Origin of the sequence: Enterococcus gallinarum (assembly GCF_021496385.1) — a bacterium.
In the GTDB taxonomy this organism is placed as follows: Bacteria; Bacillota; Bacilli; order Lactobacillales; family Enterococcaceae; genus Enterococcus_D; species Enterococcus_D gallinarum.
Genome location: NZ_CP050816.1, coordinates 684,236 through 706,162, shown reverse-complemented (window position 1 = coordinate 706,162; position 21,927 = coordinate 684,236). Strand labels below are relative to the sequence as shown.

The 21,927-nt window shown below is 38.7% G+C and carries 22 protein-coding genes and 1 pseudogene; 6 read left to right on the top strand and 17 right to left on the bottom strand.

What is annotated here, in order from left to right; all coding sequences use genetic code 11:
• Positions 1-229: 229 nt before the first annotated feature.
• From HED61_RS03390 to HED61_RS03380, 3 genes are all read right to left on the bottom strand, one after another.
• On the bottom strand, positions 230-607 hold the full coding sequence (locus tag HED61_RS03390; protein WP_231455948.1) for a hypothetical protein: 378 nt from the start codon (positions 605-607) through the stop codon (positions 230-232).
• Positions 608-743: 136 nt separating this feature from the next.
• Complete coding sequence (locus HED61_RS03385) at positions 744-1,277, bottom strand: DUF3278 domain-containing protein (RefSeq protein WP_029487393.1); 534 nt, start codon at positions 1,275-1,277, stop codon at positions 744-746.
• Positions 1,267-1,470: a helix-turn-helix transcriptional regulator gene (locus HED61_RS03380; protein ID WP_003128937.1), complete on the bottom strand. Its 204-nt coding sequence runs from the start codon at positions 1,468-1,470 to the stop codon at positions 1,267-1,269. Before HED61_RS03380 ends, HED61_RS03385 begins: the two co-directional genes overlap by 11 nt.
• 408 nt (positions 1,471-1,878) lie before the next feature.
• Between HED61_RS03380 and HED61_RS03375 the strand changes: the two genes are divergently transcribed.
• A complete protein-coding gene (locus tag HED61_RS03375) occupies positions 1,879-3,255 on the top strand; it encodes an MATE family efflux transporter (RefSeq protein ID WP_029487392.1) in 1,377 nt (458 codons plus the stop codon).
• Between the two features lie 244 nt (positions 3,256-3,499).
• Here HED61_RS03375 and HED61_RS03370 read toward each other — a convergent pair whose 3' ends face one another.
• Positions 3,500-4,336 (bottom strand): hypothetical protein, encoded by an 837-nt coding sequence (locus tag HED61_RS03370; RefSeq protein WP_003128935.1) that lies wholly within the window; start codon positions 4,334-4,336, stop codon positions 3,500-3,502.
• A gap of 14 nt (positions 4,337-4,350) precedes the next feature.
• Positions 4,351-4,740: a hypothetical protein gene (locus HED61_RS03365; protein ID WP_003128934.1), complete on the bottom strand. Its 390-nt coding sequence runs from the start codon at positions 4,738-4,740 to the stop codon at positions 4,351-4,353.
• A 258-nt stretch (positions 4,741-4,998) separates the two neighbouring features.
• Between HED61_RS03365 and HED61_RS03360 the strand changes: the two genes are divergently transcribed.
• From HED61_RS03360 to HED61_RS03350, 3 genes and pseudogenes are all read left to right on the top strand, one after another.
• A complete protein-coding gene (locus HED61_RS03360; RefSeq protein ID WP_002299749.1) occupies positions 4,999-6,189 on the top strand; it encodes an IS256-like element ISLgar5 family transposase in 1,191 nt (396 codons plus the stop codon).
• 30 nt (positions 6,190-6,219) lie between these two features.
• A pseudogene (locus HED61_RS03355) lies at positions 6,220-6,498 on the top strand (ATP-binding protein); the annotation flags it as partial.
• Positions 6,499-6,568: 70 nt separating this feature from the next.
• Complete coding sequence (locus HED61_RS03350; protein ID WP_002372651.1) at positions 6,569-6,760, top strand: helix-turn-helix domain-containing protein; 192 nt, start codon at positions 6,569-6,571, stop codon at positions 6,758-6,760.
• 44 nt (positions 6,761-6,804) lie between these two features.
• On the opposite strand, the gene HED61_RS03345 is transcribed toward HED61_RS03350, so the two are convergent.
• The 12 genes from HED61_RS03345 to HED61_RS03290 all read right to left on the bottom strand — a co-directional run bounded on the left by HED61_RS03345 (position 6,805) and on the right by HED61_RS03290 (position 19,953).
• Positions 6,805-7,494, bottom strand: coding sequence for a Crp/Fnr family transcriptional regulator (locus tag HED61_RS03345; RefSeq protein ID WP_003128931.1), 690 nt, complete (start codon positions 7,492-7,494; stop codon positions 6,805-6,807).
• 85 nt (positions 7,495-7,579) lie between these two features.
• A complete protein-coding gene (locus HED61_RS03340; protein WP_003128928.1) occupies positions 7,580-8,026 on the bottom strand; it encodes an organic hydroperoxide resistance protein in 447 nt (148 codons plus the stop codon).
• A 553-nt stretch (positions 8,027-8,579) separates the two neighbouring features.
• Positions 8,580-9,968, bottom strand: coding sequence for a glycoside hydrolase family 1 protein (locus HED61_RS03335; protein ID WP_003128926.1), 1,389 nt, complete (start codon positions 9,966-9,968; stop codon positions 8,580-8,582).
• A 6-nt stretch (positions 9,969-9,974) separates the two neighbouring features.
• Positions 9,975-10,952 (bottom strand): acetylxylan esterase, encoded by a 978-nt coding sequence (locus tag HED61_RS03330; RefSeq protein WP_002372643.1) that lies wholly within the window; start codon positions 10,950-10,952, stop codon positions 9,975-9,977.
• Complete coding sequence (locus HED61_RS03325) at positions 10,952-11,836, bottom strand: ROK family protein (protein ID WP_002372641.1); 885 nt, start codon at positions 11,834-11,836, stop codon at positions 10,952-10,954. Before HED61_RS03325 ends, HED61_RS03330 begins: the two co-directional genes overlap by 1 nt.
• Before the next feature lie 130 nt (positions 11,837-11,966).
• Positions 11,967-12,680 carry a GntR family transcriptional regulator gene (locus tag HED61_RS03320; protein WP_003128923.1) on the bottom strand — a complete coding sequence of 238 codons (714 nt, stop codon included), beginning with the start codon at positions 12,678-12,680 and terminating at the stop codon, positions 11,967-11,969.
• A gap of 87 nt (positions 12,681-12,767) precedes the next feature.
• The gene (locus HED61_RS03315) at positions 12,768-14,990 is read right to left on the bottom strand and encodes an alpha-galactosidase (RefSeq protein WP_029487391.1); all 2,223 of its coding nucleotides are present in this window, start codon (positions 14,988-14,990) and stop codon (positions 12,768-12,770) included.
• Positions 14,983-15,588 carry a hypothetical protein gene (locus HED61_RS03310; protein WP_002320611.1) on the bottom strand — a complete coding sequence of 202 codons (606 nt, stop codon included), beginning with the start codon at positions 15,586-15,588 and terminating at the stop codon, positions 14,983-14,985. Before HED61_RS03310 ends, HED61_RS03315 begins: the two co-directional genes overlap by 8 nt.
• 25 nt (positions 15,589-15,613) lie before the next feature.
• Positions 15,614-16,438: a carbohydrate ABC transporter permease gene (locus HED61_RS03305; RefSeq protein ID WP_002320610.1), complete on the bottom strand. Its 825-nt coding sequence runs from the start codon at positions 16,436-16,438 to the stop codon at positions 15,614-15,616.
• A 3-nt stretch (positions 16,439-16,441) separates the two neighbouring features.
• Positions 16,442-17,359, bottom strand: coding sequence for a carbohydrate ABC transporter permease (locus tag HED61_RS03300; protein ID WP_002320609.1), 918 nt, complete (start codon positions 17,357-17,359; stop codon positions 16,442-16,444).
• A gap of 219 nt (positions 17,360-17,578) precedes the next feature.
• Positions 17,579-18,889: an ABC transporter substrate-binding protein gene (locus HED61_RS03295; RefSeq protein WP_003128918.1), complete on the bottom strand. Its 1,311-nt coding sequence runs from the start codon at positions 18,887-18,889 to the stop codon at positions 17,579-17,581.
• Positions 18,890-19,011: 122 nt separating this feature from the next.
• Positions 19,012-19,953: a glycoside hydrolase family 113 gene (locus tag HED61_RS03290; RefSeq protein WP_002372634.1), complete on the bottom strand. Its 942-nt coding sequence runs from the start codon at positions 19,951-19,953 to the stop codon at positions 19,012-19,014.
• A 149-nt stretch (positions 19,954-20,102) separates the two neighbouring features.
• On the opposite strand from HED61_RS03290, the gene HED61_RS16895 reads away from it, so the two are divergent.
• Both HED61_RS16895 and HED61_RS03285 read left to right on the top strand, forming a co-directional pair.
• Complete coding sequence (locus HED61_RS16895) at positions 20,103-20,234, top strand: hypothetical protein (RefSeq protein ID WP_021150757.1); 132 nt, start codon at positions 20,103-20,105, stop codon at positions 20,232-20,234.
• Between the two features lie 468 nt (positions 20,235-20,702).
• The gene (locus tag HED61_RS03285; protein ID WP_034705361.1) at positions 20,703-21,128 is read left to right on the top strand and encodes an AGE family epimerase/isomerase; all 426 of its coding nucleotides are present in this window, start codon (positions 20,703-20,705) and stop codon (positions 21,126-21,128) included.
• The last annotated feature ends 799 nt before the right edge of the window (positions 21,129-21,927 follow it).

Below are 21,927 nucleotides of genomic sequence, written 5' to 3'. Positions count from 1 at the left end.
AAAGTGCCAGGAAATAGGATATGAACGTGTTCATTTTCTCGATTGATTGTTATTTAATCTGGTAATTGTGCATCAATGAAACCGTTAGACATATCCATCTTGATTAACTTTGAACAGCTATTTATTGAATCAGGAGAAGAAACAGTTCAAGATCAATACACTTGAGAACCAATGAAAACCCACTAATGCTATGCCATTTGTCATTAAAACTACTTCCATTTGTACTCGCCTACTTCATTTCAAACTCTTTGCCGAATTTTATTAGATACATTTTTTCCAAAGTGTCCTCTAACAAATACAACTTCCTAGGGGAGATAAATGCATTCTTCCAGTCCCAATTCACCAAATCATACTTTCCAATGTCAGCCATCGCTCTTACTTCTTCAATCGATAAGTTCAATTCTTTTCTTAGTTCATCGATTTTTCTGATTTGTTTTTTTCTTCTGAGAGCCGTTGGTACATTGATCGAAGAAATGACCACCATAAACCCTAAGAAAGAGGTCCATTCATAATAAAAGTCAAATACCTTACATACAAATAACAGAAACAAGCCTAACAAGAAAAAAATAATCGAATACAACCAATCGATCTTTTCATTAGCTACCATCTTTTTCACGTTGATAGCCTCCCTCCTACTTCCCTTCAAGACAAACAATAAAAAAAGAAAGCAACTCGCTTGATTTCAGCCGCTCCCAGCTATATTTTACTATGGTTCTGATTGACTGTTCGTTAAATATTTTTCACTATTCTTCTATTTTTTTCAACCTTAACCGCAACACAAGATACATCATACCTCCAAAAAAGCAACCTCCGGCAATGGAAGCAACGATTCTGGCTGGTGAAACGATGTATGGAAGGAAATCTTCTTCATCCACCATCATACTAAGTACTCCATTCAATAAGTGAATCGCAATTGCAAAGTAGATACCCAGTCCAATTCCTTTAAGAATCGTCTTCTTCTTTTCTTTTGCCATCTCTTTGGCTTCTACTTCGTTTTCTGTCAATTTTAAGCGTGCCGTGGCAAACAGAACATAACCGCAAACGATAAAGACTGTAAAGAATATATTACAGCCAATAAAAATCCATAACGCCAGCTCTGGTTTCTTAGATGCAAAAACCGTTACCAGTAAATTAGCAACCAGCGTATACCCAAACATCAGCATAAACGCATTATTGCCAATATGTTCTACTTGGCTTTTTTTGTATTCATCTAAGACACCAGAAATACCATAAAACCGCTTGATTATTTTTACTGCCAATCCTTCTTTAGCCTTCATCACTTTCAACCTCCCAAAACAAAGAATTTAAATCCGTTTGCAGTACTTTAGCAAGCTTAATACATAAATCAAGAGAAGGATTATACTTATTATTTTCAATCAAATTGATCGTTTGTCTTGCCACCCCAATCTCTTTAGCTAAAGCATTCTGAGATAAATTCATCTTCTGTCGAAATTCTCGGACTCTATTCATTCTTTTCTCCTATTTAGTCATATATATGTGACACAAGCGTACTACTTATCTCTTTTTCTGTCAAATATATATGACATATTACCAAGCTAGTGTAAACTCCCAGCAATCGATCTCACAAGCTTTGTAGAGAGTATAAAATTTATAATCCATATCAGCAAATCTAGGCTAGAAGTACGTAAAAAAGACCCTTCCAATGGAACAGACCATCATTACCTAAGATAACTATTCTAGTAGAATGGAATAAGCTTTGCATGTTCCACATTCTGTAACCAGCATCTTTCGTTGAGGAGACGATACGCTAAAAACTTCTTTCTTAATCCTCTCATCATAGAACTCTTCTTTTTTCTCGAATCACTTTTTGCTATACTAATTGAACATATCGAAATTTTTATTGTTTATGGAGGAACCATGCAAAAATTTATTGGAAACAAAGCTTTTTACAGGACTGTTTTAACGATCGCCATTCCGATCATGATCCAAAATGCCATCACTAATTTTGTCGGTTTATTAGACAATTTAATGGTAGGACAAATCGGAACGGCCCAAATGTCTGGCGTGGCGATCGTTAACCAACTAATTTTCGTTTTTAACTTAAGTATCTTTGGCATTGTTTCTGCCGGTAGTATTTTTGGTACCCAATTTTATGGGAAAAAGGATTATCAAGGGATGCGAGATGCCTTTCGTTTCAAGTTAGCGGGCAATCTTTTGATTTGTTTGTTGGCGATGGGGCTGCTGTTCTTTTGCCAAGATTTTTTGATTCGCTTATATTTACACGGTACCGGTGACAGTGGGGAACTGACACTTGCTTTGACGTCTGCCAAAGAATTTCTAGTTATTCTTTTGTTTAGTCTGCCGTTTTTTGCTATTTCTCAAGCTTATGCCAGTTCTTTACGAGAAATGGGCAAAACCATGGTGCCGATGTTTGCCAGCAGTATCGCTGTCGTCACGAACACAGCATTGAATTTCTTATTGATTTTTGGTTTGTTTTTCTTCCCCACTTTAGGGGTGCGAGGTGCCGCGATCTCCACATTGATTGCCCGCATCGTCGAATGTGCTATTACGATGTATTGGGTACATCGCCATGAGGAAGAGAATCCGTTTGCCATTCGGGTCTACCATCAATTCCATGTCCCTTTGCATTTGGTGAAACAGATTCTGCGTAAAGGATCGCCATTGATGGCAAATGAAATCCTTTGGGCGATCGGGCAGACAATGATTATTCAAGCTTATTCTGTTCGAGGACTATCAGTGATTGCTTCCTTGAACATCTCATCCACCGTCTCCAATTTGTTCAATATTGTCTATATGGCCCTTGGTGGTGCCGTTGCGGTCATGGTAGGGCAACTTCTTGGAGCCGCTAAATTTGAAGAAGCCAAAGACAGCGCCCGGAAGCTGCTTTTCTTTTCCGTCATGAGTTGTCTTGTACTTGGTCTTTTGATGATCCTAGTCGCACCATTCTTTCCAGAAATTTATCAAACCGAACCCGAAGTCAAACATCTGGCGAGTCAATTCATCAAAGTCGCCGCACTGTGTATGCCTATGTACGCCTTTAATCATGCCAGCTATTTTATTTTACGTTCAGGTGGGCAAACCTTGATCACCTTCTTATTTGACAGTGTCTTTACCTGGGTGATCGTCTTGCCTCTAGCCTTTGTATTAAGCACTCACACCAGTCTTTCGATTGTCTTAGTCTACTTGTTCTGCCAACTAGCAGAGCTGATCAAGAGTGGGATTGGGTATCGTTTGATTCGATCCGATCTTTGGGTGAAGAATATTGTGCATTGAGGAAAAGTTTCAACATAGGGGATGAAAAAGATGGATAGTCTGGTGGAAATGAGTGATTTTTTATCCTAAAAATAAATAAGACATTCCTAAAACCGATTATGATTTTGGGAACGTCTTATTTATTAAGATTATATTTATTCTTTTGACCATTGAAAATATAGACATTTCATACAAAAACTGTTTTCAAAAAATGGTAGCTTTACTAAAAATGACTCCGCAAAATGATCATAGTAATTTTTTGCTATTATTGAAATAATTTTTTTCCAGTCCAACTTGAAATTTCGTAACTTTGTAAAGTTTTTGGAATCGTACTGTAATTCAAATAAGTAGCATTTTCGTACCAACCATCTGCCACTACAATAAAGTTTGCTTGTGCCCCATTCATAGTGCCCGATAATGCCCCTTGGGTAAATACCGTATGTCCTCCAATACTTCCGTTAGGTTTATAGTAAAAATAAGTAAATGCTACTGGATAACTCTGTGCAATTTTCGTTTGGATATCCGAAAACGAAGGAGACACTTTTCTCTGATATGTTAAACTAACACTTTTATCTTTTGCGTATTTTACTAGTGCTGGTCCAATTTGGTCAGGTTGTGTCCCTCCATAAGAGATTCCATTATTGGTTGAAGATACGGTAGTTCCTGAATAGTTCCACAATGAATTGTATGCCACCTTTAATTCCGAATCATTTCCAGAATTAAAGAATCTATAGGAAGAACTTATAGTTGCTAATGCATGTACTGCACAAGCGTATTTCCCAGTGGCTTTTTCAGATCTACTCTGGGATAGCGCATTAAACATTGCTAAATAATGTGCACTTGTCAAGTGTAAATTACTTGGATAATTACTAAATACCGCGCTTGCATGGTCATACTTTGTAGAACGAGAATTATATCTAGAAAAGTGTTCTATTTCCATTTCAGCAACAGGCTGTACTTCTTCTACATACTTTTCAAATTCATTTAGTGAAAAGTTCTCACCGTTGGTACTGATGACTGAATCTTTGTCTTCTACAACTAAATTATATTCAGTGGGAAAAGTCTCAATTAAATAAGATTCCTCAGTATTATCAACTTTCATTTGTGATTTATCTGCTAAAAATCATATAAACTTTTTGATCCAAGTTCTATAGAAAATTGAGCAATATAAGTACCTTCCATTCTTAAATCAATTATAACGTAACCGTGTGTCACACCCTCTTTAATAAAATCTACACTATAAGAAATAATTTTTTCTTCTGTATCATAAATGGGAATTATAGAAGAAACAACCAAATCTTCAGTTCCTTTAAATTCTTTTGCAAAGTTTAAAGCTAAATTGGCTAAGCTTTCATCAGTTATTTCAACAGCAGACTGTTCAGAATAATTTTCACTGATGTCTGCTTCTGAAATGGAAACTTCTTTTGCATTAGTACTCTTCTCTGTATATAGAAACACAAAACAACTTGTTACCATTACCCATAAAATTCTACTGATTTTCTTCATTTTTAACTACTCTCTTTGTTTGCCAACCAGCGCAACCATAGAACACAATGTATTATTCATTCCACTTAAAACCATATTCTATGACCAACATTTTTTCACTTCATTTACCTAGCATTTACAAATTTTATGACAGTTTAAAACATTCAGTAGAGCTTAATTGCTTCGAGAGTGTAAAATATTTTGTGTAAATAGAAAAAAGGAAGTCCCTTCTGTAGAATAGAGTTACCACAACACATTCACAGAAGAGAGGACTTCCCTATGAACGATTTTACTACAGAAATTCTAAAGACTCTAGCGAACAAAGGCGATTTGAATGAATTATTCCGTGTCCATTTGGAGAAAGCAGTCAATACGCTTCTCAAAACGGAGTTAACGGCTTTCCTAGATTACGAAAAGTATGATCGCATTGGTTTTAACACGGGTAATTCTCGTAACGGCTCCTATGACCGTACGGTCAAGACCGAGTATGGGGAACTTCATCTCCAGATTCCGCGCGACCGCAATGGTGAGTTCAAGCAACAGACTGTTCCTGCTTATAGACGGACGAATGACACGTTAGAGGAGACCGTCATTCACCTCTTCCGAAAAGGTATTACCATGTCGGAAATCGCAGACTTGATTGAGAAAATGTATGGGCATTACTACACGCCCCAAACCATGTCCAATATAACAAAATCATTTACAGAAGAGGTAACGGCGTTTAAAGGGCGGGAGCTTCATGACCGTTATGCTGCTATTTATATGGACGCAACGTATATTCCGTTAAAGCGGAAAACCGTCGCCAAGGAAGCTATTCATATCGCAGTTGGCATTCGCCCGGACGGATCAAAGGAAGTATTGAGCTATGCGATTGCACCGACTGAATCCATCACGATTTGGGAGGAAATTTTATTGGACCTTCAAGAGCGCGGTTTGAAAAATGTCCTCCTGTTCATCACGGATGGCTTAAAGGGGATGGTAGGAGCGATTAGTCGGTTCTATCCCAAAGCTCGTTTTCAACATTGTTGTGTACACGTTTCCCGTAATATCAGTCACAAAGTGCGTGTCGATGATCGTAAGGAAGTCTGTGATGATTTTAAAATGGTGTATCAAGCCTCATCTAAAGAGGTGGCGTTGGAAGCACGTGGTGCTTTTGCGGAAAAATGGAAAACCAGCTATCCAAAAGTGGTTGAATCGATTCTTTCGAACGATCACTTGCTCACTTTCTATGATTTCCCCTTGGCCATACGCAAGAGTATTTATTCTACGAACTTGATTGAATCCTTTAATAAGCAAATCAAGAAATACAGCCACCGCAAGGAACAGTTCCAAAACGAAGAGTCGATGGAACGTTTCTTAGTCTCGTCTTTTGATACTTACAACCAAAAATTCCTAGGTCGCAGTCATAAAGGCTTTCAACAGGCCGAAGGCGAACTCGAACAAATGCTAAGCCAACTGATTGAGAATTAGAAACAATCTGCAGTAGGGAAGAATCATTTACACAAAATTATTGACGCTCCCGGTACCGGTGGTGGGAAGACATATTTCATTCTTACAATTATTGAAGCCCTACTACGAACAAAAGCTAAATTATTTATTTTAGACCCCAAAAATGCAGATTTAGCTGATTTAGGTACAGTTATGGAAAATGTCTATTACAAGAAAGAAGATATTTCTGAATGTATAGATGATTTCTACAATCGAATGATTAATAGAAGTTTAGAGATGAAAAAAATGTCCAATTATAAAACAGGAGAAAATTATGCTTATTTAAAACTTACTCGATTTCACTTTTAATACGACCACCTCCCATAAATAATATTTAAATTTATGGAAAGGAAGATGGTCTATGAATACACTGAAAGAAGATTTTATTTTAGCAAAAGCTGGAAATGAAGAAGCCATTGAAGCCATTCTTAAAAGATTCAGCTCGTTGATGCACAAAAAATCGTGGAGAAACGGAAAATACGATCAAGATTGTTATCAAGAATGTATGATTGCAGTCTATCTAGCAATTTCAAAATTTGAAATCAAGGAATAAGCTCATTTTGGGGAGATGCATTTTGCTTCTCCCTTTCTTCTTATCTACCTCACCTTATCCATTAAATTTTTCAATTCAGTTACATTTGTTAACTCGATTATATTAGGAATTGGCTGCTTTATTAGATTATTCCTAGTGAGTTTTGTTAAATATCTACTAAGTGTTTCTGGAGTCATCCCTAAATAAGAAGCAAGTTCTTTTTTCGTAGTTTCCAATTTTATCTGCTCTGTATTTTGCTTTATATTTTCTTCTAACAAATACTGAATTAAGCGTGTTTCTGCTCTTTCAGTCGTGATTCCTACAGTTAATCGTTCTGTATTATCAAGACGTCTCGCCATTTCTGATAAAAGTTCTAGAGCTATTTGGGGATGCGATAGTAAAATCCGCTTAAAGTTGTCCTTTTGAATGGTACATACTTTAGTTGGTGATATTGCTTCTATAAAGCATCCATAATGTTGTTCTTCAAATAATGCCAGCTCGCCCACAAAATCACCCTGTTCTAAAATACGAATCACCTGTTCTTTACCTGAAGAACCTAAGCGATAAACTTTTACTTTTCCTTCTTGAATAAGATAAAGAGATTCAAGTATATCTTCTGCTTGATAGATAAACTGTCCTGCAGAAAAAGCTTGTTCTGTAATATCACTTTGGATAAATTGAATTTCAGTGAGGGACAATCCCTGAAATAAAGGCATTGTACTTATACAATGATCATATTTTGTGAAATCAATCATGTTCTTACTACTCCTCTTTTTGTGGTTAGTATAGCATAAAAAAACGTTCACTCATGTAATATCATCAGTGAACGATTTTCTATACTTATTTTTCTTTATCTGCATCATAAAGAACAGCGCGTACTGAAACTTCAATGGAATCCTTTACTGCTTTAGAATATGGACAAACTTTATGCGCTTCTTCAGCAATTTTTTGAACTTCTTCTAAATCTAAATCTTGAATTGCAACTTGAATCTCAACACTTAATTTAAAGTCCACATCGTCTGGCTTTTTGTATAATTTTACTGTATGTGTAACTTGTGAAGATTGATGAATTTTACGTTGACCCTTAACAATTTCTAATGCCCCGTGAAAACAAGCACTGTATCCTAAAGCAAATAATTGTTCTGGGTTTACTCCACTCCCAGATCCTCCCATTTCTTTAGGTGTAGAAATCTTCACTTCAAATGATCCATCATTTAAATAGCTCACTCCATCACGGCCACCGGTATTAGTCGCTGTTGTTTCGTAAATTTTTTTGTAATCTGACATATTGAAGTCACTCCTTTTCACTTTTATGGTCCTATTTTAGGAAATAAAGTTGGTGTTGGCATTGATCTAAATCAAGAATCATAAAGTTAAGAATAACTTTATGAAAAAATATCGTTGGATGCAGTATATCTCTTTACTTGAACTTTATTAGCTATGTTTATTGGTCTTTTTGTTAAGGTAAATAAATATTAACAAAGCTATTATTGCGCCTCCAAAAGAACCACCTATCGCAATAAACACATCCACTGTTCCTTGAATTCGAATGATATTTGATTTAGTTATAAAATGGATGAACTATGATATAATTTTTTGCTTTAGGTTTCCTTCAGATTCCATCAGCTACAAAGTTGCTACCCGTGCAGGGTACATCAAAAAAGGAAATGCCAAAGCATTTCCTAAAGTGTGATTTGGTCAAAACAACACCATTTGACAAAGCACTGAAGAAACTAGAATGACTTTTCATCAATAAACCCTATTGTTCGTTCAGATTTTCCATTTACTCCAACACAAAGGAGTTTTTGAAAACAAATTCACTCCTCCCTCCTAAATCTTCTTAAAAACCATTATTCTCCGCCAATGTCTTAAACCATTCCCCAGATTTCTTAATCGTCTTAATCTGAGTGTGAATATCATTAGCGATTAAGCCGTAGCGGTTACGGTAGGCATTGCTCCAGGACCAGCAATCGATAGGAGTCCATAGATGGTAGCCAAAGCAGTTGGAACCTTCTTCAATCCCTTTATGCAACCATTGGAGATGCTCTTTGATAAATTCTATGCGGTAATCGTCTAGAATTTGCCCTTTTTCATCCATAAAGCGTTCTTCCCGAGAAACCCCCATGCCATTTTCAGAAACAAACCAAGGTAGATTGCCATAATTATCGCGAATATTGATGGCAATGTCATACACTGCTTTGGGATAGATTTCCCAACCTTTGTCAATATTCATGCGACGGCCAGGCATTTGATATGCATCATAATAACGATCAGGCATCCAGGCACCCACTGAATTTGGAGCAATGTCAGGTGTCTTGACCCGGTTTGGATGATAGAAATTCACTCCGATAAAATCAACAGTATTTTCCTTAATCAAAGCTAACTCATCAGCAGTTGACTGCCACAATACCCCATCCTTAGTCAGCAATTCTAGCAATTCCACAGGAAATTCCCCTTTGATGGCTGGGTCGAGAAACATTTTATTGTTCCACAGTTCGGCAATTCGGGCTGCCTCTTGATCTGCTTCAGCATCTGAAGCTGCGTAAGTTGGCGTCAAGTTTAACACGGTACCAATCCGGCCACCAGCTTGTGGTTGACCCATTTCGCGAAACTTCGCCATGACCTTAGCGGAAGCGAGATTTAAATTGTATGCCACTTGTACTGCTTTCTTGCCATCCACCAATTTTGGATAATGAAATTGGAACAAGTACTCCCCATCTACTACCACCATCGGCTCATTGTGGGTCACCCAGTCTTTCACACGGTCACCAAACAAAGCAAAACATTGTTCAGCAAATCCCACAAACAAATCGACAACTTTCTTCGATTCCCAACCGCCATATTTATGGTAAAGCTCCACTGGCAAATCAAAATGATGGAGGTTAAAAATCGGTCGGATATTTTGAGAGAGGAACTCATCAATCACATTATTGTAAAAAGCAACACCCACTGGATCCACTTCATTGGTTTCCAAATCCTTGATGAGACGGGTCCATTGAATCGAGGTGCGAAGGGAATTCAATCCCGTTTGCTTCATCAATGCGATATCTTCTCGGTAGCTATTGTAAAAGTTCGAAGCCATATCTGGCCCCACTCGGTCATAAAAAACTTCAGGTTCAATATCGTACCAATGATCAAACATATTGGCATGTTTCTTTTGAAAACGGCCTTCTGATTGGGGACCAGATGTGGCTGCACCCCACCAGAAATCTTTTGGAAATGTCAACATAGCATTCTACTCCTTTTCTCTCAAAACGTCGGCTAAACACTGCCGCATATGATCGCCAAATTTTGGCAAGTATTCATGGCCATACTCTGGATAAAATAGCATTTCTTTGTCAGCTGCGCTACTTAGCTGATTGTACACAGCAAACTGGGTTTTCGGTGGACAGACTGTATCTGCAAGGCCAATTGCCCAATGCACCTTCCCTTTGATCCAAGGAGCAAAGTATTGCAAATCAATGTAATCCAATGTTTCAAAGAAAGCTTCTTCTCGTTGGTGCAAGGGGTCTTTAAAGCGAAACCAATAAGCCAACTCTTCATAGGCGGAGTTTTCTACATCTAAGCGATAAGCTTCGCGATAATCACTTAGGAACGGATAACAAACAAAAGATTCCTTGATTTCCGGAGCAACAGCCGCACAAATCAACGCCAAAGCTCCTCCTTGTGACGCACCATAGGTATACAGTTGGCTGGTATCCACTTGGGGTTCTGCTACCATTAGCCGAGTCAACTGGTAAATATCGAGAAACACACTTCGATAAAATAAATCATTTGGTCCAGACTCCACTCCCCGGATTATATGCCCTTTCAGACTGGTTTTCGTGGTCAATCCCACATCTTCTGACAAACCACCTTGTCCTCTAACATCGAGTGCCACTACCCAAAAGCCTTCAGCAGCCATAGCGACCTTGTCTGACCAATCCCCAGCATCTGAGTGATACCCATGAAATTGAAGCAAGAGGGGAGACTTTTTTTGCAGACGTTTAGGCCGAATGAGTTGACAATGGACGGTGGCTCCTTGAACACCTGTAAAAGTTAAATCAAATGCTTCTGCTACTGAAGAATTCAAGGGATGAGGCTCTAAATGATAGTCTGTCCCCAAATCATCTACCTCTTGAAACCCTGCCTGCCAAAAAGCTTCAAAATCAGCAGGCTTTCGCTGACTCCCTTGATAGTTTTGCCACCTTTTTTTTGCATCTATTGCATACATTAAACTTGCTCCTTTCGTAAGTGATAGTTTGCCACTGCTCCTATCAGATTAGCATCTTGTTGAAACTGACAAATCTTCACAGTAATTCGTTGGTCCTCTGAATGATGATGTTGTTGTAACAAACATAATTGGGCTTTTACCGGAGCCAATAGATCTTTGCGCATTGATATGCCACCACCGATACAGACTACTTCAGGATCGATGACCAAGCAAACATTATAAATACCAATCGCCAAGGCTCGGAACAATTGTTGAACTTCTTGTTGAGCCAATTGATCTCCAGTGTCAGCAATATCAAATAGTTCTCGACCTGTAATACCTGATACCAAACCTTTCTGTTCGCAATAGCGCTTTGCAGCATGAACAGGGCTGGCTAACTCACTTAACGTTTGTCCATTTTCCGCCAACATGTAGCCAAATTCGCCTCCAAATAAGTTATGCCCCTTGACTAGTTTCCGCTCCAACACCACGGCTCCACCGATTCCCGATCCAATGATAAAAGAAACTGAACTTTTGGCATCTTTGGCAGCACCATAAAAGGCTTCTGCTAACCCTGCACAATTGGCATCATTTTCCACGAAGACAGGTTTTTCCAATAACTCCTCTAATTCTGCAACAAAATGAATTTTATGAATATAGGGGATCGCACTGTAGCCCCCGATAATCCCCTGATCACTGTCCACTGCTCCGGGTACACTGATCGACACCGCTTCAATCGGTGTCTGACTACAACTGGTTAAATTATGCAAAGTGGCTTTTAGGTCCATCTTCATTTGCTCCCAAGTCACGGGTGTCACAAAGGAACCTTTTTCGGTCAAGGCTTCTGCTGCCCACAGAGCATATTTGATACTCGTACCCCCAATATCAATTGCTAAAATACTCAAGAATTCCCCCTACTTTCTCAGTCTACTTACCTACACTAATTTTCATTGTAAGTAGTTATTTATTTTTAGGTATATACTTTTAAAATTTGAAAATCAAAATAAAAAGCGGAAAGAGGATTTTTCCGCTTACTTATTCTCTCGTTAAGACAAACTCCACCGAAAAACTATCATAACGATGAACTGAAATGGAGTACTCAAAAGCGATGCCTGTATCAAAATAAGCAATTTGCTCTGCCACTGCCACCGGATCTCCCGAATCCAATTCTAGATACTGTTGTTCGATTTCAGTCGCCTTTCGGACACTGACGCGTCGATGCCCACTTTGGATTTTCAAACCGAGATCTTCTTCAATATATTCATAAATGGACCCTTCAATATTGGCTTTTTTCAAACCAGGAATCAAATCGATAGGCATGTACATTTTTTCCATAACCAACGGCTTGCCATCAATGTGACGCACCCGATAAATATCATACACGAAAGTATCTTCCTGCATATTTAATTTATTTTTTACCAAGTTATCCGCTTCTATTACCTTAAACTCCAAAACTTTACTTTTAACTTCTTTTCCTGGATTGAGAGCAGTCGTCCCACGAAACTGATTAGCCACCGCAATTCGTTCTATTTCATCGGTCGCCAAATCCTTGACAAAAGTACCGGATCCACGACGTTTGATAATCAATCCCTCTGACACTAACATATCTAAGGCCTTTTTCACCGTCATCTTACTAGCGTCATATTCCACACAAAGATCTTTTTCGAAGGGAATTTGTTGATTTGCTTGATATACACCTTCCAGTATCTTCTTACGGATATCACTGGAAATAAGGATATATTTTTTCATCGTCATGTTACCTCCACTTATGGCTTATCCTAATATCTTATCCTATCTGCTACCGAATGGAAATAGCCAGCCACTGTCCTTTTGAAATTATTTATCTACTCGTCGTAAATGATACAGTTGAGACGCATAATCCCCCGGCAATTGACGGGACCAATAGTCTTTTGCTCGACCGACATAGTTGCCACCCATAATCAAGCCAATGCTAGAAAGATCCTTACCGGAACGTAATTGTGGCAGTTGATTGATTTGATAATTAGCTTCCAAATCTAAACCGGCCAATAATAAACGACGATAAGCCGGATTCGGTTTACCCAACACTTGATAATCCGCCACCAAAGCTTCACTCAAATCTTTTGAAACTACCATCCAACTACACTGGGTATTATCAAAAGGACTATTGAGACGATAAAAACGCCCCTCGTGGATCAATTCTCGGTATTCTTTAAAGGTGGCAATCGCTGCTTTTACCTGTTGTAGCTCTACATCTGACATCCTCGTAATATCCAACTCCAAACCATAAGTACCAAACATCGCTACCTGATTACGAAAAGTCAGTCCTGGCGAACGCCCTACTTGATGATTGGGAATCTGTGACAAATGACTACCGATACTAGCTAATGGGTAAACCATCGAAGCCCCGTATTGAATTTTCAAGCGTTCGACCCCATCAGTATCATCACTGGCCCAAGTCTGGGGTGCATAGTAGAGTAACCCAGGATCAAAACGGCCACCGCCACCAGCGCAGGATTCAATCAACAAATCGGGGTATTTTGCTAAGATTTTTTCATACAGGTCATAAACACCTAAAATGTAGCGATGGAACAACTCTCCTTGATTACCATCGGCGAGGTAATTGGAAAATGGTTCTGAAATATAACGATTCATATCCCATTTCAGGTATGTAATTTTGCCACAAGCAAGAACGCAATCGATTTGCTGGAAAATTGTCTCCACCACTTCTGGGTTGCTAAAATCCAAGACAAACTGATTCCGTCCATGAGAGATTTGCTTCTCAGAATTACCAATTACCCACTCAGGGTGCATCTCATACAAGGGTGTATCCGTAGAAATCATTTCGGGTTCAAACCACAGCCCAAATTCCAAACCTAATTGATTGATTTTCGTCGCAAAGGCAGAGATCCCCTCTGGTATTTTGGCTAGCTGCACCTGCCAATTACCTAAAGAGCCGTTATCACTATTCCGAGTACCAAACCAGCCGTCATCCAACACAAACAGATCCACACCGATTGCTGCTGCTTTTTCAGCGATTTGTAATAATTTCTCACTGTCAAAATCAAAATAAGTGGCTTCCCAATTGTTGATTAAAACAGGTCGTTGCTTATGAGACCAGCGAGATGATATCAAGTGCTCTTGGAAAAAATGATGGAAGCTTTGACTCATACCATTAAAACCGGCCTCACTATACACCAGTACTGCTTCCGGTGTCAAAAATGTGCTTTTTGGAGTTAATTGCCAAGCAAATTCAAAAGGATTGATACCCATTTGAATTCGCAAAATGTCATAAGTATCCAGCTGCAAACGTGCCACAAAATTGCCACTATAAATTAAGCTAAAGCCATAGATCTTTCCTTGTTCTTCCGTCGCATTGGACTCACAAACAGCCATAAAAGGATTGTGGACATGACTGCTGGCTCCACGAGTACTGGCGACTTCTTGCACACCATAAGCAATGGAATTTCTACTAATCTGGGTTTCTCTCGCCCAAGCTCCATCCAAGTGTAGCCAATCATAGTGCTGATTTGGAAGATCCAGATTAAAACTCAGACAGTCCAATAACTCAAAGGTCGTCTCACTAGGATTGATGATCTTCATTTGTCTGGTCACTACAGATTCTTCACCAAACAAGGTATAGTAAAGCTCGACTTGCAAAGGTGAATAACGATCTTGCAAGGTGATAATTAAAGTTTCCCCCGCTTCACCAAAACTGCCAGGCAAGCCAGAAAGTGCCTGTTTTCCTAATTCAATCCGATAGTGTTGATAGGTAAAGTGACTAATACGATCTCCTTTTGGATAGCGTACCCGTAGCATGGGATAGCGAAAATCAGTGGTACCATAGAGGCCCACTTCTTGTTTGATATGTTCCAACGAAGTAGTGTAGTTTTGCTTGATTTGGTTGTTAGCGGGACGTATTTCTCTTTCAATCAAAAAATCATATTGATCATAAATAGGAATACTACTTCCAAAATAGAGTTGTTCCAAGACGTCTAACTCTTCCATTACCCGAAAAATATAACTAATGTTCTGATTTTTTAGGTGAAACTCTCTTCTTTCAGGATTGACACTAATCATGATTTATTCCTTCCATTTCACGAAATTTTTGCGAGCCTTTTTTCAGTAAATAGGCCACTCCGCCAGGAGCCACCAAGAAAAACAGCAAGGGACTGACCAGCAATAATAGGATCCAAAAGGCATAGGTCCCCAAGATGAAGCCATTTAGCAAACTGGGTCGTAATGTCTGAAGTAATAGCTGATACCCAATAGCAACAGGAGCTTCCTTCATTTCGTCATACGTCGCTGTTCCCAAGACCCAGTGTGCATTATAGAGTAAGAAAAGAAGCAAAGATAATCCCCCAGTAACTTTAAAAAACAAGCCTAGTGAAGTGCTACCGAGCCACGCACCAGATAAAAAGATCGCCAAGGACAAAAATACGCCCACAGATAGCACTTTTTCGCACAGTTTCGTAGGTGGTAGCTTCTTGGTTAGTCGACAGAGCTTTTCTTGTAAGGCTTCTGGATGGTCGACACAAAAAACTAACTTTTTATGGCTACTAACCCAGCCATAAATAAAGCCACCAGTGACTAACCAGCCCCAAAAATGCAAGGAACACTTTACTAGGACATAGAGTAATTCCACTGCAACTACTAATTTACTGGACTTCTCGGTCACCAGTAACCCTCCTTTTCCGGTAAGCTTATTTCACAGAACCAGCAACACCATTGTAAATGTATTTTTGCAAAGCCAAGAAGACAACCAAAATCGGTAAAATAACAATAATTACCCCGGCTAAGATCACTGGCCAGTTGGTTCCATAAGGGCCTTTGAATGCAAAGAGTGCCGTGGAGATCACTTTTAGTTTACGATCGGGCATATACAAGAATGGATTATAGAAATCATTGTAAACACCCACACCGCTGATGATTAGCATAGTGACAATAGGTGCCTTTAAGTTCGGTAAAATAATCCGCCAAAAGATACCAAAATAGTTGGCCCCGTCCAAATAGGCCGATTCGTCTAGAGAGACTGGGATTTCATCTAAGTATTGCAAAAAAACATAGATGGAAATCACATCTGTTCCCAAATTTAGTAAAATAACTGACCAAATCGTGTTGAACAAGCCAATTCCTTCAATGATTTGGAACGTCGCTACTTGACTAGTAATGCCAGGAATCAACATTGCCATCATAAACAAAGCCATAATCGGCTTTTTCAGTTTAAAATCAAAACGGCTCATAACATAGGCAAACATCGAGCCTAACAAAAGCTTACCTACCATACTAATTGAAAAAATAAGCAACGTATTTTTAAAACCTGTCAACATCTGACCATTGATAAACGCAGTTTTGTAATTACTAAAGTCCAATGACTTTGGTAGCGACAAGACACTGGTAGACAAAAATTCATTATTGGATTTGAAAGAGCCAATAAAAACTACCAGGATTGGTAGTACGGCAACCACTGCCCCGATAATCAAAATCAAATATTGAAGTATACGTCCGATAGAAAATTGTCTTTTCATCTTCTATGCCTCCTTCTCGCTAATAAATTTCCGTTGAATCAACGTCACCACTAAGACAATCACGAGTAAAATAACTGCCATCGCTGAAGCTAAACCAACTTTATTATACTTAAAGGCAGTATCGATGGTTTGGATTACAAAGGTCATGGTGCCGTTGGATCCTCCAGTCATAATATATGGAATATCAAAGACACTCAAGGAGCCGCTTATGCCCAAAATCAGATTTAGGAAGATGATTTTGCGAATACTCGGTACGATGATATAACGAAACTCATCCCAACGATTAGCCCCATCTATTTCGGCTGCTTCATAAACTTCTGGATTGACCGACTGGATTGCTCCTAAAAAAATCAAAAAGTTAAAGCCGGTATAACGCCACAAGGAAGTAAAGGCCAAAGAAATATTATTGATGGAGCGATCTCCTAACCATAGCCGAATTTGACTCTCCAAACCTAGCGCCGATAGCACTGTATCCAAAGTTCCATCACCTTTAAAGAAGTACAAGAAAATAAATCCAATTGCTACCCCATTTAGTAAATAAGGGAAAAACAAAATCCCCTTCCAAAAATTAGCAAATTTGACCTTAAAGGACAAAATCGTTGCAAACAATAAAGCGACACCCAATTGCAAAAAAGTTGCAAAGAAGTAATACAAGCTGGTTTTAAAAACGGTAAAGTATTTTGGATTGGTTAAGACTGTCTTGTAGTTATCTAGTCCGACAAATTTACTGTCTGGGGAATAACCATTCCACTCTGTCAAACTGTACTGGAACATCTTCACTAAAGGATAATAAGATAACATTAATAATAAAAATACCGGAATAATGGTAAAAGTAAAGATCAAGATTCTTTTTTCAGTTTTTTGGCTAAAACGGGATTTTTTCACCGTCTTATTCATGGTAAACTCTCCCTGTTTATTCATGTTGGCTCCTCCTTATTCTAAAACCCCTCATATCGACCACGGTCCGCAATCGCTATGTACTCCTGCAAAAGAAGTTACTACCAAGATAAGTTTTCTTTACGACACTGTGCTTTTGCCTGGCACAAGTTGCCAGACAAAAGTTAGTGCCTACAATCAAAACTTTATTTGCTATCAATCAAAAGTCTTTTCCTAACTGCTAGGGTGACTTCTAAAAAAATTTTACTCTCCCACTTCTGCTATCGCATCTGACCAGCGTGTATTGAAGTCTTTCATAATAGCTTCGAAGCTTTCGTTAGAGTTACCAACTGCTGCATCGATGATTCGTTGCTTTTCAGCATCTGTCGTACCCAAACCTAGTTCAGATTGGTCATTGATTGAACTAAACAATGATTCTTTTCCGGCTGGTGCTGGATTTTCTTCAATTAACTCAACCCCAGCATCTTGTGCAGCCTTCAATGATTCTGGATAATCTGCTCCAATTTTTGCTGACAAGCCCCCGTTTTCTTCCGCGTAGTCTGATTCATTGACTAACCAGTCGATCAACTTGCGCGCCGCTTCTTTGTGCTTACTATGAACGTTGATCCCATAGTTATAATCTGCTCCAATTGGCAAATATTGTTTACCATCCTCGGCAGTCATTGGAAATGGTTGGAAGATAATGTCCTCAGCAGTATCAGCATTGATGTCTTTGATTTGTGGTACCGCCCAACTTCCCAAAACCATGATCCCAATCTTACCATTAGCCATATCTACTTTTGATTGTTCCCAATCAGATGTAGTTGGGTCAGCCTCAATCAACCCTTGATTGCTAACATCGTATAGGGTTTTATAAATCGTATTCATCACTTTACCCGCTGCAAATGGCTCTTTGTCTGAAGTCATCTTATTGGTAAAGTCTTTATCACCAGAAGCACCACTGCGAACAAAGTCCCAGTTTGATAATGTCCAACCAGCCGCATAGTTAGTATATAGCGGCATCACATCAGTATTTTTTTCTTTGATTGTTTTTAATGCTGCTACAAAATCTTCTGGTGTTTGTGGAAATTCGTCAATACCAGCATCTTTGAAGACCTTTTGATTGACCACCATCCCAGTGGCGTTCATCTGTGACGGTAAGCCATAACTCGTGCCATCATAGGACCGATCATTTAAACCCATATACTCTTTGCTGAGCTCTTCCTTTTTACCAAGTGGTTCAAAAAAGTTCCCATAATCTTCTGGCTTGATATCTCCTGGAATCATCAAAACATCCCCATATTCTTCACTATTCATCCGGGTTTTAATTTGGCCAGCATAGTCTGTAATCGTTTGAATTTCTACTTTGATATCCGGGTACTTCTCATTGAATTTTGTCATGTATTCATCCCATTTTCCATTGGTTTCCCAGTCGGTTTTGTGGTTGATGAAGGTAATGGTCTCAGTTTTCCCACCATCCTTGTCATTAGCTGAATCTTTGTTGTTTCCACATGCCCCTAGAACTAAACCTGCTACTCCCAAGACGATCATTGAACCTAGCATTTTTTTCTTCATGTTACTTCCTCCTATAAATTAATAAAGTGCTGTTACCAAAAACTGTTCATGGCCTGTTACGTCAGAAATGGAAAACGATTACATAAATATAATACTGCATTCCCATTTCAAAGTATATACTTTTATATATATTGTTTTGTACTTTTGTAAAATTCTCGAATGATCGCCGCAGCCGGTTTACCGTAAACCCCGTAATCGTCGTCTTTGAGCGCCATCTCTCGCGAATATAACCGCGCCTTCCAGTCCCAAATACCAAAGCCTTGAATCCAGTTTCTCTTGTCACAAGCAGTAAACATCTTTTCAAACCATCGTGATTGCGCTATCATGCTAACTTCCCCTGAAAAACTCCAATCATTGGGTAGATATTGACTTCCTTCACGACTTGGACAACCCACTTCACAAAAGAAGAAAGGTTTTTGGTAGTGATTTACCACTTGTTCAATCCGATCCAATTCTTGTTCCCATTTGTCAATCGGATAATAGCCTGATGAAGAGATGACATCTACAGCATCCCACCAAGTTAGATTATTTTCTTGATACTTGTCACAATTATAAGTTAGTAGACCATTGTAATGCTGTCGAATCTGGGAAATAGTTTCCCGCCACTGAGCTTCCCGTCGATCACTATTAACCAATTCACAGCCGATTACCAACATGACACACCCTGTCTCTTCAGCGAGTTTTGCATAGTGATTCAGGTATTCACGATAGGAATCAAACCATTGGCTCCAAGTCGGCTCGCAGGGAACATCGTAATCAAAAAAATTGATGTGCGCTCGCCACGTACCATCTGCCACATTGACCATGGGTTTCAAGATTACTTTCAACCCGATTCCCTGAGCGTAAGCGATCATCCCTTTCACTTCTGCATCTATTAAAACGTTGTCACTTTGCCAATCGATTTTGGTAGACTGAGGATGAGCTTGTGTGACAGTAATTGGTAATATCACATGACTTGCAGCTAACTCTTCTTTCATCATGCGTAATGATTCTCGACTCATTGGATCTTGCCAGTCTCCCCGTTGGCTCATAAACCCAAAAGTTATCCCATTGATAGTTTCCATCTTTTCACTTCTCCACGTTTTATTTTGTAATCGATTTCAATTCTATATTATAAAGGACGAAGAAGAAAAAAACAACAAAAATATATACTTTTGATTATAATGATTTATACAATATGATATAGTAAATATAATAAAATTGGAGGTCTTTTTTGGATAAGAAAAAATTGTACACGCAGCTCACTCAAAAAATCATCCCCTTCTGGCAAGGTAAGATGGATCTAATTCATGATGGTTTTTACGGTCGTCGGGATAAGATCCCACTACTAATAAGAGCTGCTTGATGAACGCCCGGTATTTATGGAGTTTTAGTCATTGCTGCCGCATTTTACAAGACAAATCCTTAACTGAGTCTTTTTTAGCTAGCCTAAAGACTGCTGCGAATCCTGCCTATGAATTTTTCCGGTAAGTCTGTTGGGACCAGGAAAACCCAGGGGATCTTCTGGGAGCTAACCGCAACTGAAATACTCTCTGATCCCAATAAAACCACTTATGCTAATAGTTTTGCCCTCTATGTTCTTAGCGAGTATTACTTAGACTTTCATGATCTGTCTGCATTAAAAATGGCAACCACGCTCTTTAGTTTTCTCGAAAAGAAGTCTTATGACCCTCTTACAAATGGTTATCAGGAGGATTTTTCCCACAACTGGTAGCCCGTTCCCTCCCAATCAATCGGACCCAGCGATTTGCCAGATCTAGACTTTACCACTAATACCCATTTGCACTTTTTAGAGGCATATATAAATTTCTACATGACGACGCCAACATTCGATGTAAAAACTACCTTGCAAAGATTACTCATTGTCTTTACAGATAAGATTGCGACCCCAGCAAACTGCCTCCAATTTTTCAATGCTGATTGGTGTCCTCTAAGCCAAGAAATCAGTTTTAGCCATGACATTGAAACCATTTGGGTATTGCAACGGACTTTGACTGTTACTAGTATCAAAGATGTGCAAGTCAGTCAATTTATTGAAAATCTTGGTACTCAAGTAGCTACCAAAGGCTTCGATAACAACAAAATCATTTGTGATCATTCAAATACCCTTCAAACCTTGACTCGAAAAACTTGGTGGACGCTAGCAGAAGCAATCATCGGCTTTTACAACCTGTATCAATTAACTAATAGTAAGGTCTATTATGAATTGGCTACTCACCACTTCGAAATGGTAGAATGAAACTTTGTGGATACTCGATCTAACAGTGAATGGTATGCCTACCTCATCAATGATGGACACCAGATTCTACAGAAGATATCGCCAACGCTTGGAAAGGCCCCTTACCATACCTGTCGTATGTACACAGAAACAATTGCACGCCTATCTAGGTAAGAAAAACAGGACGACCTGACTTCTAGAGAATCATTCGAATTGTAGTGACATCGCAAAAAGCCAACTAAAGAACAGTTGGCTTTTTGATAGTTTATTTTAGTAATTTCTGCTTAGATGCAAATATATGCGCAAATGGTTCTTTAGCTCTTGGTTATCCTTAATACTACAACCTAATTGATTCTCTCCAGCAACTCCACCCTATTTTTCATAATTTTTGAATTAAAATAAAGGTAATCCCTTTTAATTTTCTATCTTTATTTCAATATCAGAATTTATTATTTTAAATTTTTACATACCTGTTTATGAAAAACTAAATAATCTGTCAAAAAAATATGATTGTTCATTTCTAAATATGTTTTCCAATTTTAAAATCTTTTTTAGCATTTTTGTTTCCTTTTCATATGGTTTTTCGGTGTTAATAGTGACTAGGATGATATTCCTATTTTGACCATTGACAATTAAATATAATTTTTGAATAACGTTCCCTGCTATTCGAGCTAAGAATTCAAGTACGCCATGACCTATTTAGCGATAACTACTTAGAGATTTCTTTTTGTTTTGGGAAGACAAAATGCCATGACAATAGCAGTAGATAATGATACTTCCGTAAGGCTCGCCGTAAACTGGGGAGAGGTGAAATTCCTAT

Coding starts and splice junctions, on each gene's coding strand:
- HED61_RS03335 (WP_003128926.1), bottom strand. CDS start 9,968: ATGTTGACATTTCCAAAAGATTTCTGGTGGGGTGCAGCCACATCTGGT.
- HED61_RS03295 (WP_003128918.1), bottom strand. CDS start 18,889: ATGAAGAAAAAAATGCTAGGTTCAATGATCGTCTTGGGAGTAGCAGGT.
- HED61_RS03340 (WP_003128928.1), bottom strand. CDS start 8,026: ATGTCAGATTACAAAAAAATTTACGAAACAACAGCGACTAATACCGGT.
- HED61_RS03350 (WP_002372651.1), top strand. CDS start 6,569: ATGAATACACTGAAAGAAGATTTTATTTTAGCAAAAGCTGGAAATGAA.
- HED61_RS03315 (WP_029487391.1), bottom strand. CDS start 14,990: ATGATTAGTGTCAATCCTGAAAGAAGAGAGTTTCACCTAAAAAATCAG.
- HED61_RS03300 (WP_002320609.1), bottom strand. CDS start 17,359: ATGAATAAACAGGGAGAGTTTACCATGAATAAGACGGTGAAAAAATCC.
- HED61_RS03365 (WP_003128934.1), bottom strand. CDS start 4,740: ATGAAGAAAATCAGTAGAATTTTATGGGTAATGGTAACAAGTTGTTTT.
- HED61_RS03360 (WP_002299749.1), top strand. CDS start 4,999: ATGAACGATTTTACTACAGAAATTCTAAAGACTCTAGCGAACAAAGGC.
- HED61_RS03320 (WP_003128923.1), bottom strand. CDS start 12,680: ATGAAAAAATATATCCTTATTTCCAGTGATATCCGTAAGAAGATACTG.
- HED61_RS03305 (WP_002320610.1), bottom strand. CDS start 16,438: ATGAAAAGACAATTTTCTATCGGACGTATACTTCAATATTTGATTTTG.
- HED61_RS03285 (WP_034705361.1), top strand. CDS start 20,703: ATGACGACGCCAACATTCGATGTAAAAACTACCTTGCAAAGATTACTC.
- HED61_RS03370 (WP_003128935.1), bottom strand. CDS start 4,336: ATGAAAGTTGATAATACTGAGGAATCTTATTTAATTGAGACTTTTCCC.
- HED61_RS03330 (WP_002372643.1), bottom strand. CDS start 10,952: ATGTATGCAATAGATGCAAAAAAAAGGTGGCAAAACTATCAAGGGAGT.
- HED61_RS03380 (WP_003128937.1), bottom strand. CDS start 1,470: ATGAATAGAGTCCGAGAATTTCGACAGAAGATGAATTTATCTCAGAAT.
- HED61_RS03390 (WP_231455948.1), bottom strand. CDS start 607: ATGGTAGCTAATGAAAAGATCGATTGGTTGTATTCGATTATTTTTTTC.
- HED61_RS03345 (WP_003128931.1), bottom strand. CDS start 7,494: ATGATTGATTTCACAAAATATGATCATTGTATAAGTACAATGCCTTTA.
- HED61_RS03290 (WP_002372634.1), bottom strand. CDS start 19,953: ATGGAAACTATCAATGGGATAACTTTTGGGTTTATGAGCCAACGGGGA.
- HED61_RS03385 (WP_029487393.1), bottom strand. CDS start 1,277: ATGAAGGCTAAAGAAGGATTGGCAGTAAAAATAATCAAGCGGTTTTAT.
- HED61_RS03375 (WP_029487392.1), top strand. CDS start 1,879: ATGCAAAAATTTATTGGAAACAAAGCTTTTTACAGGACTGTTTTAACG.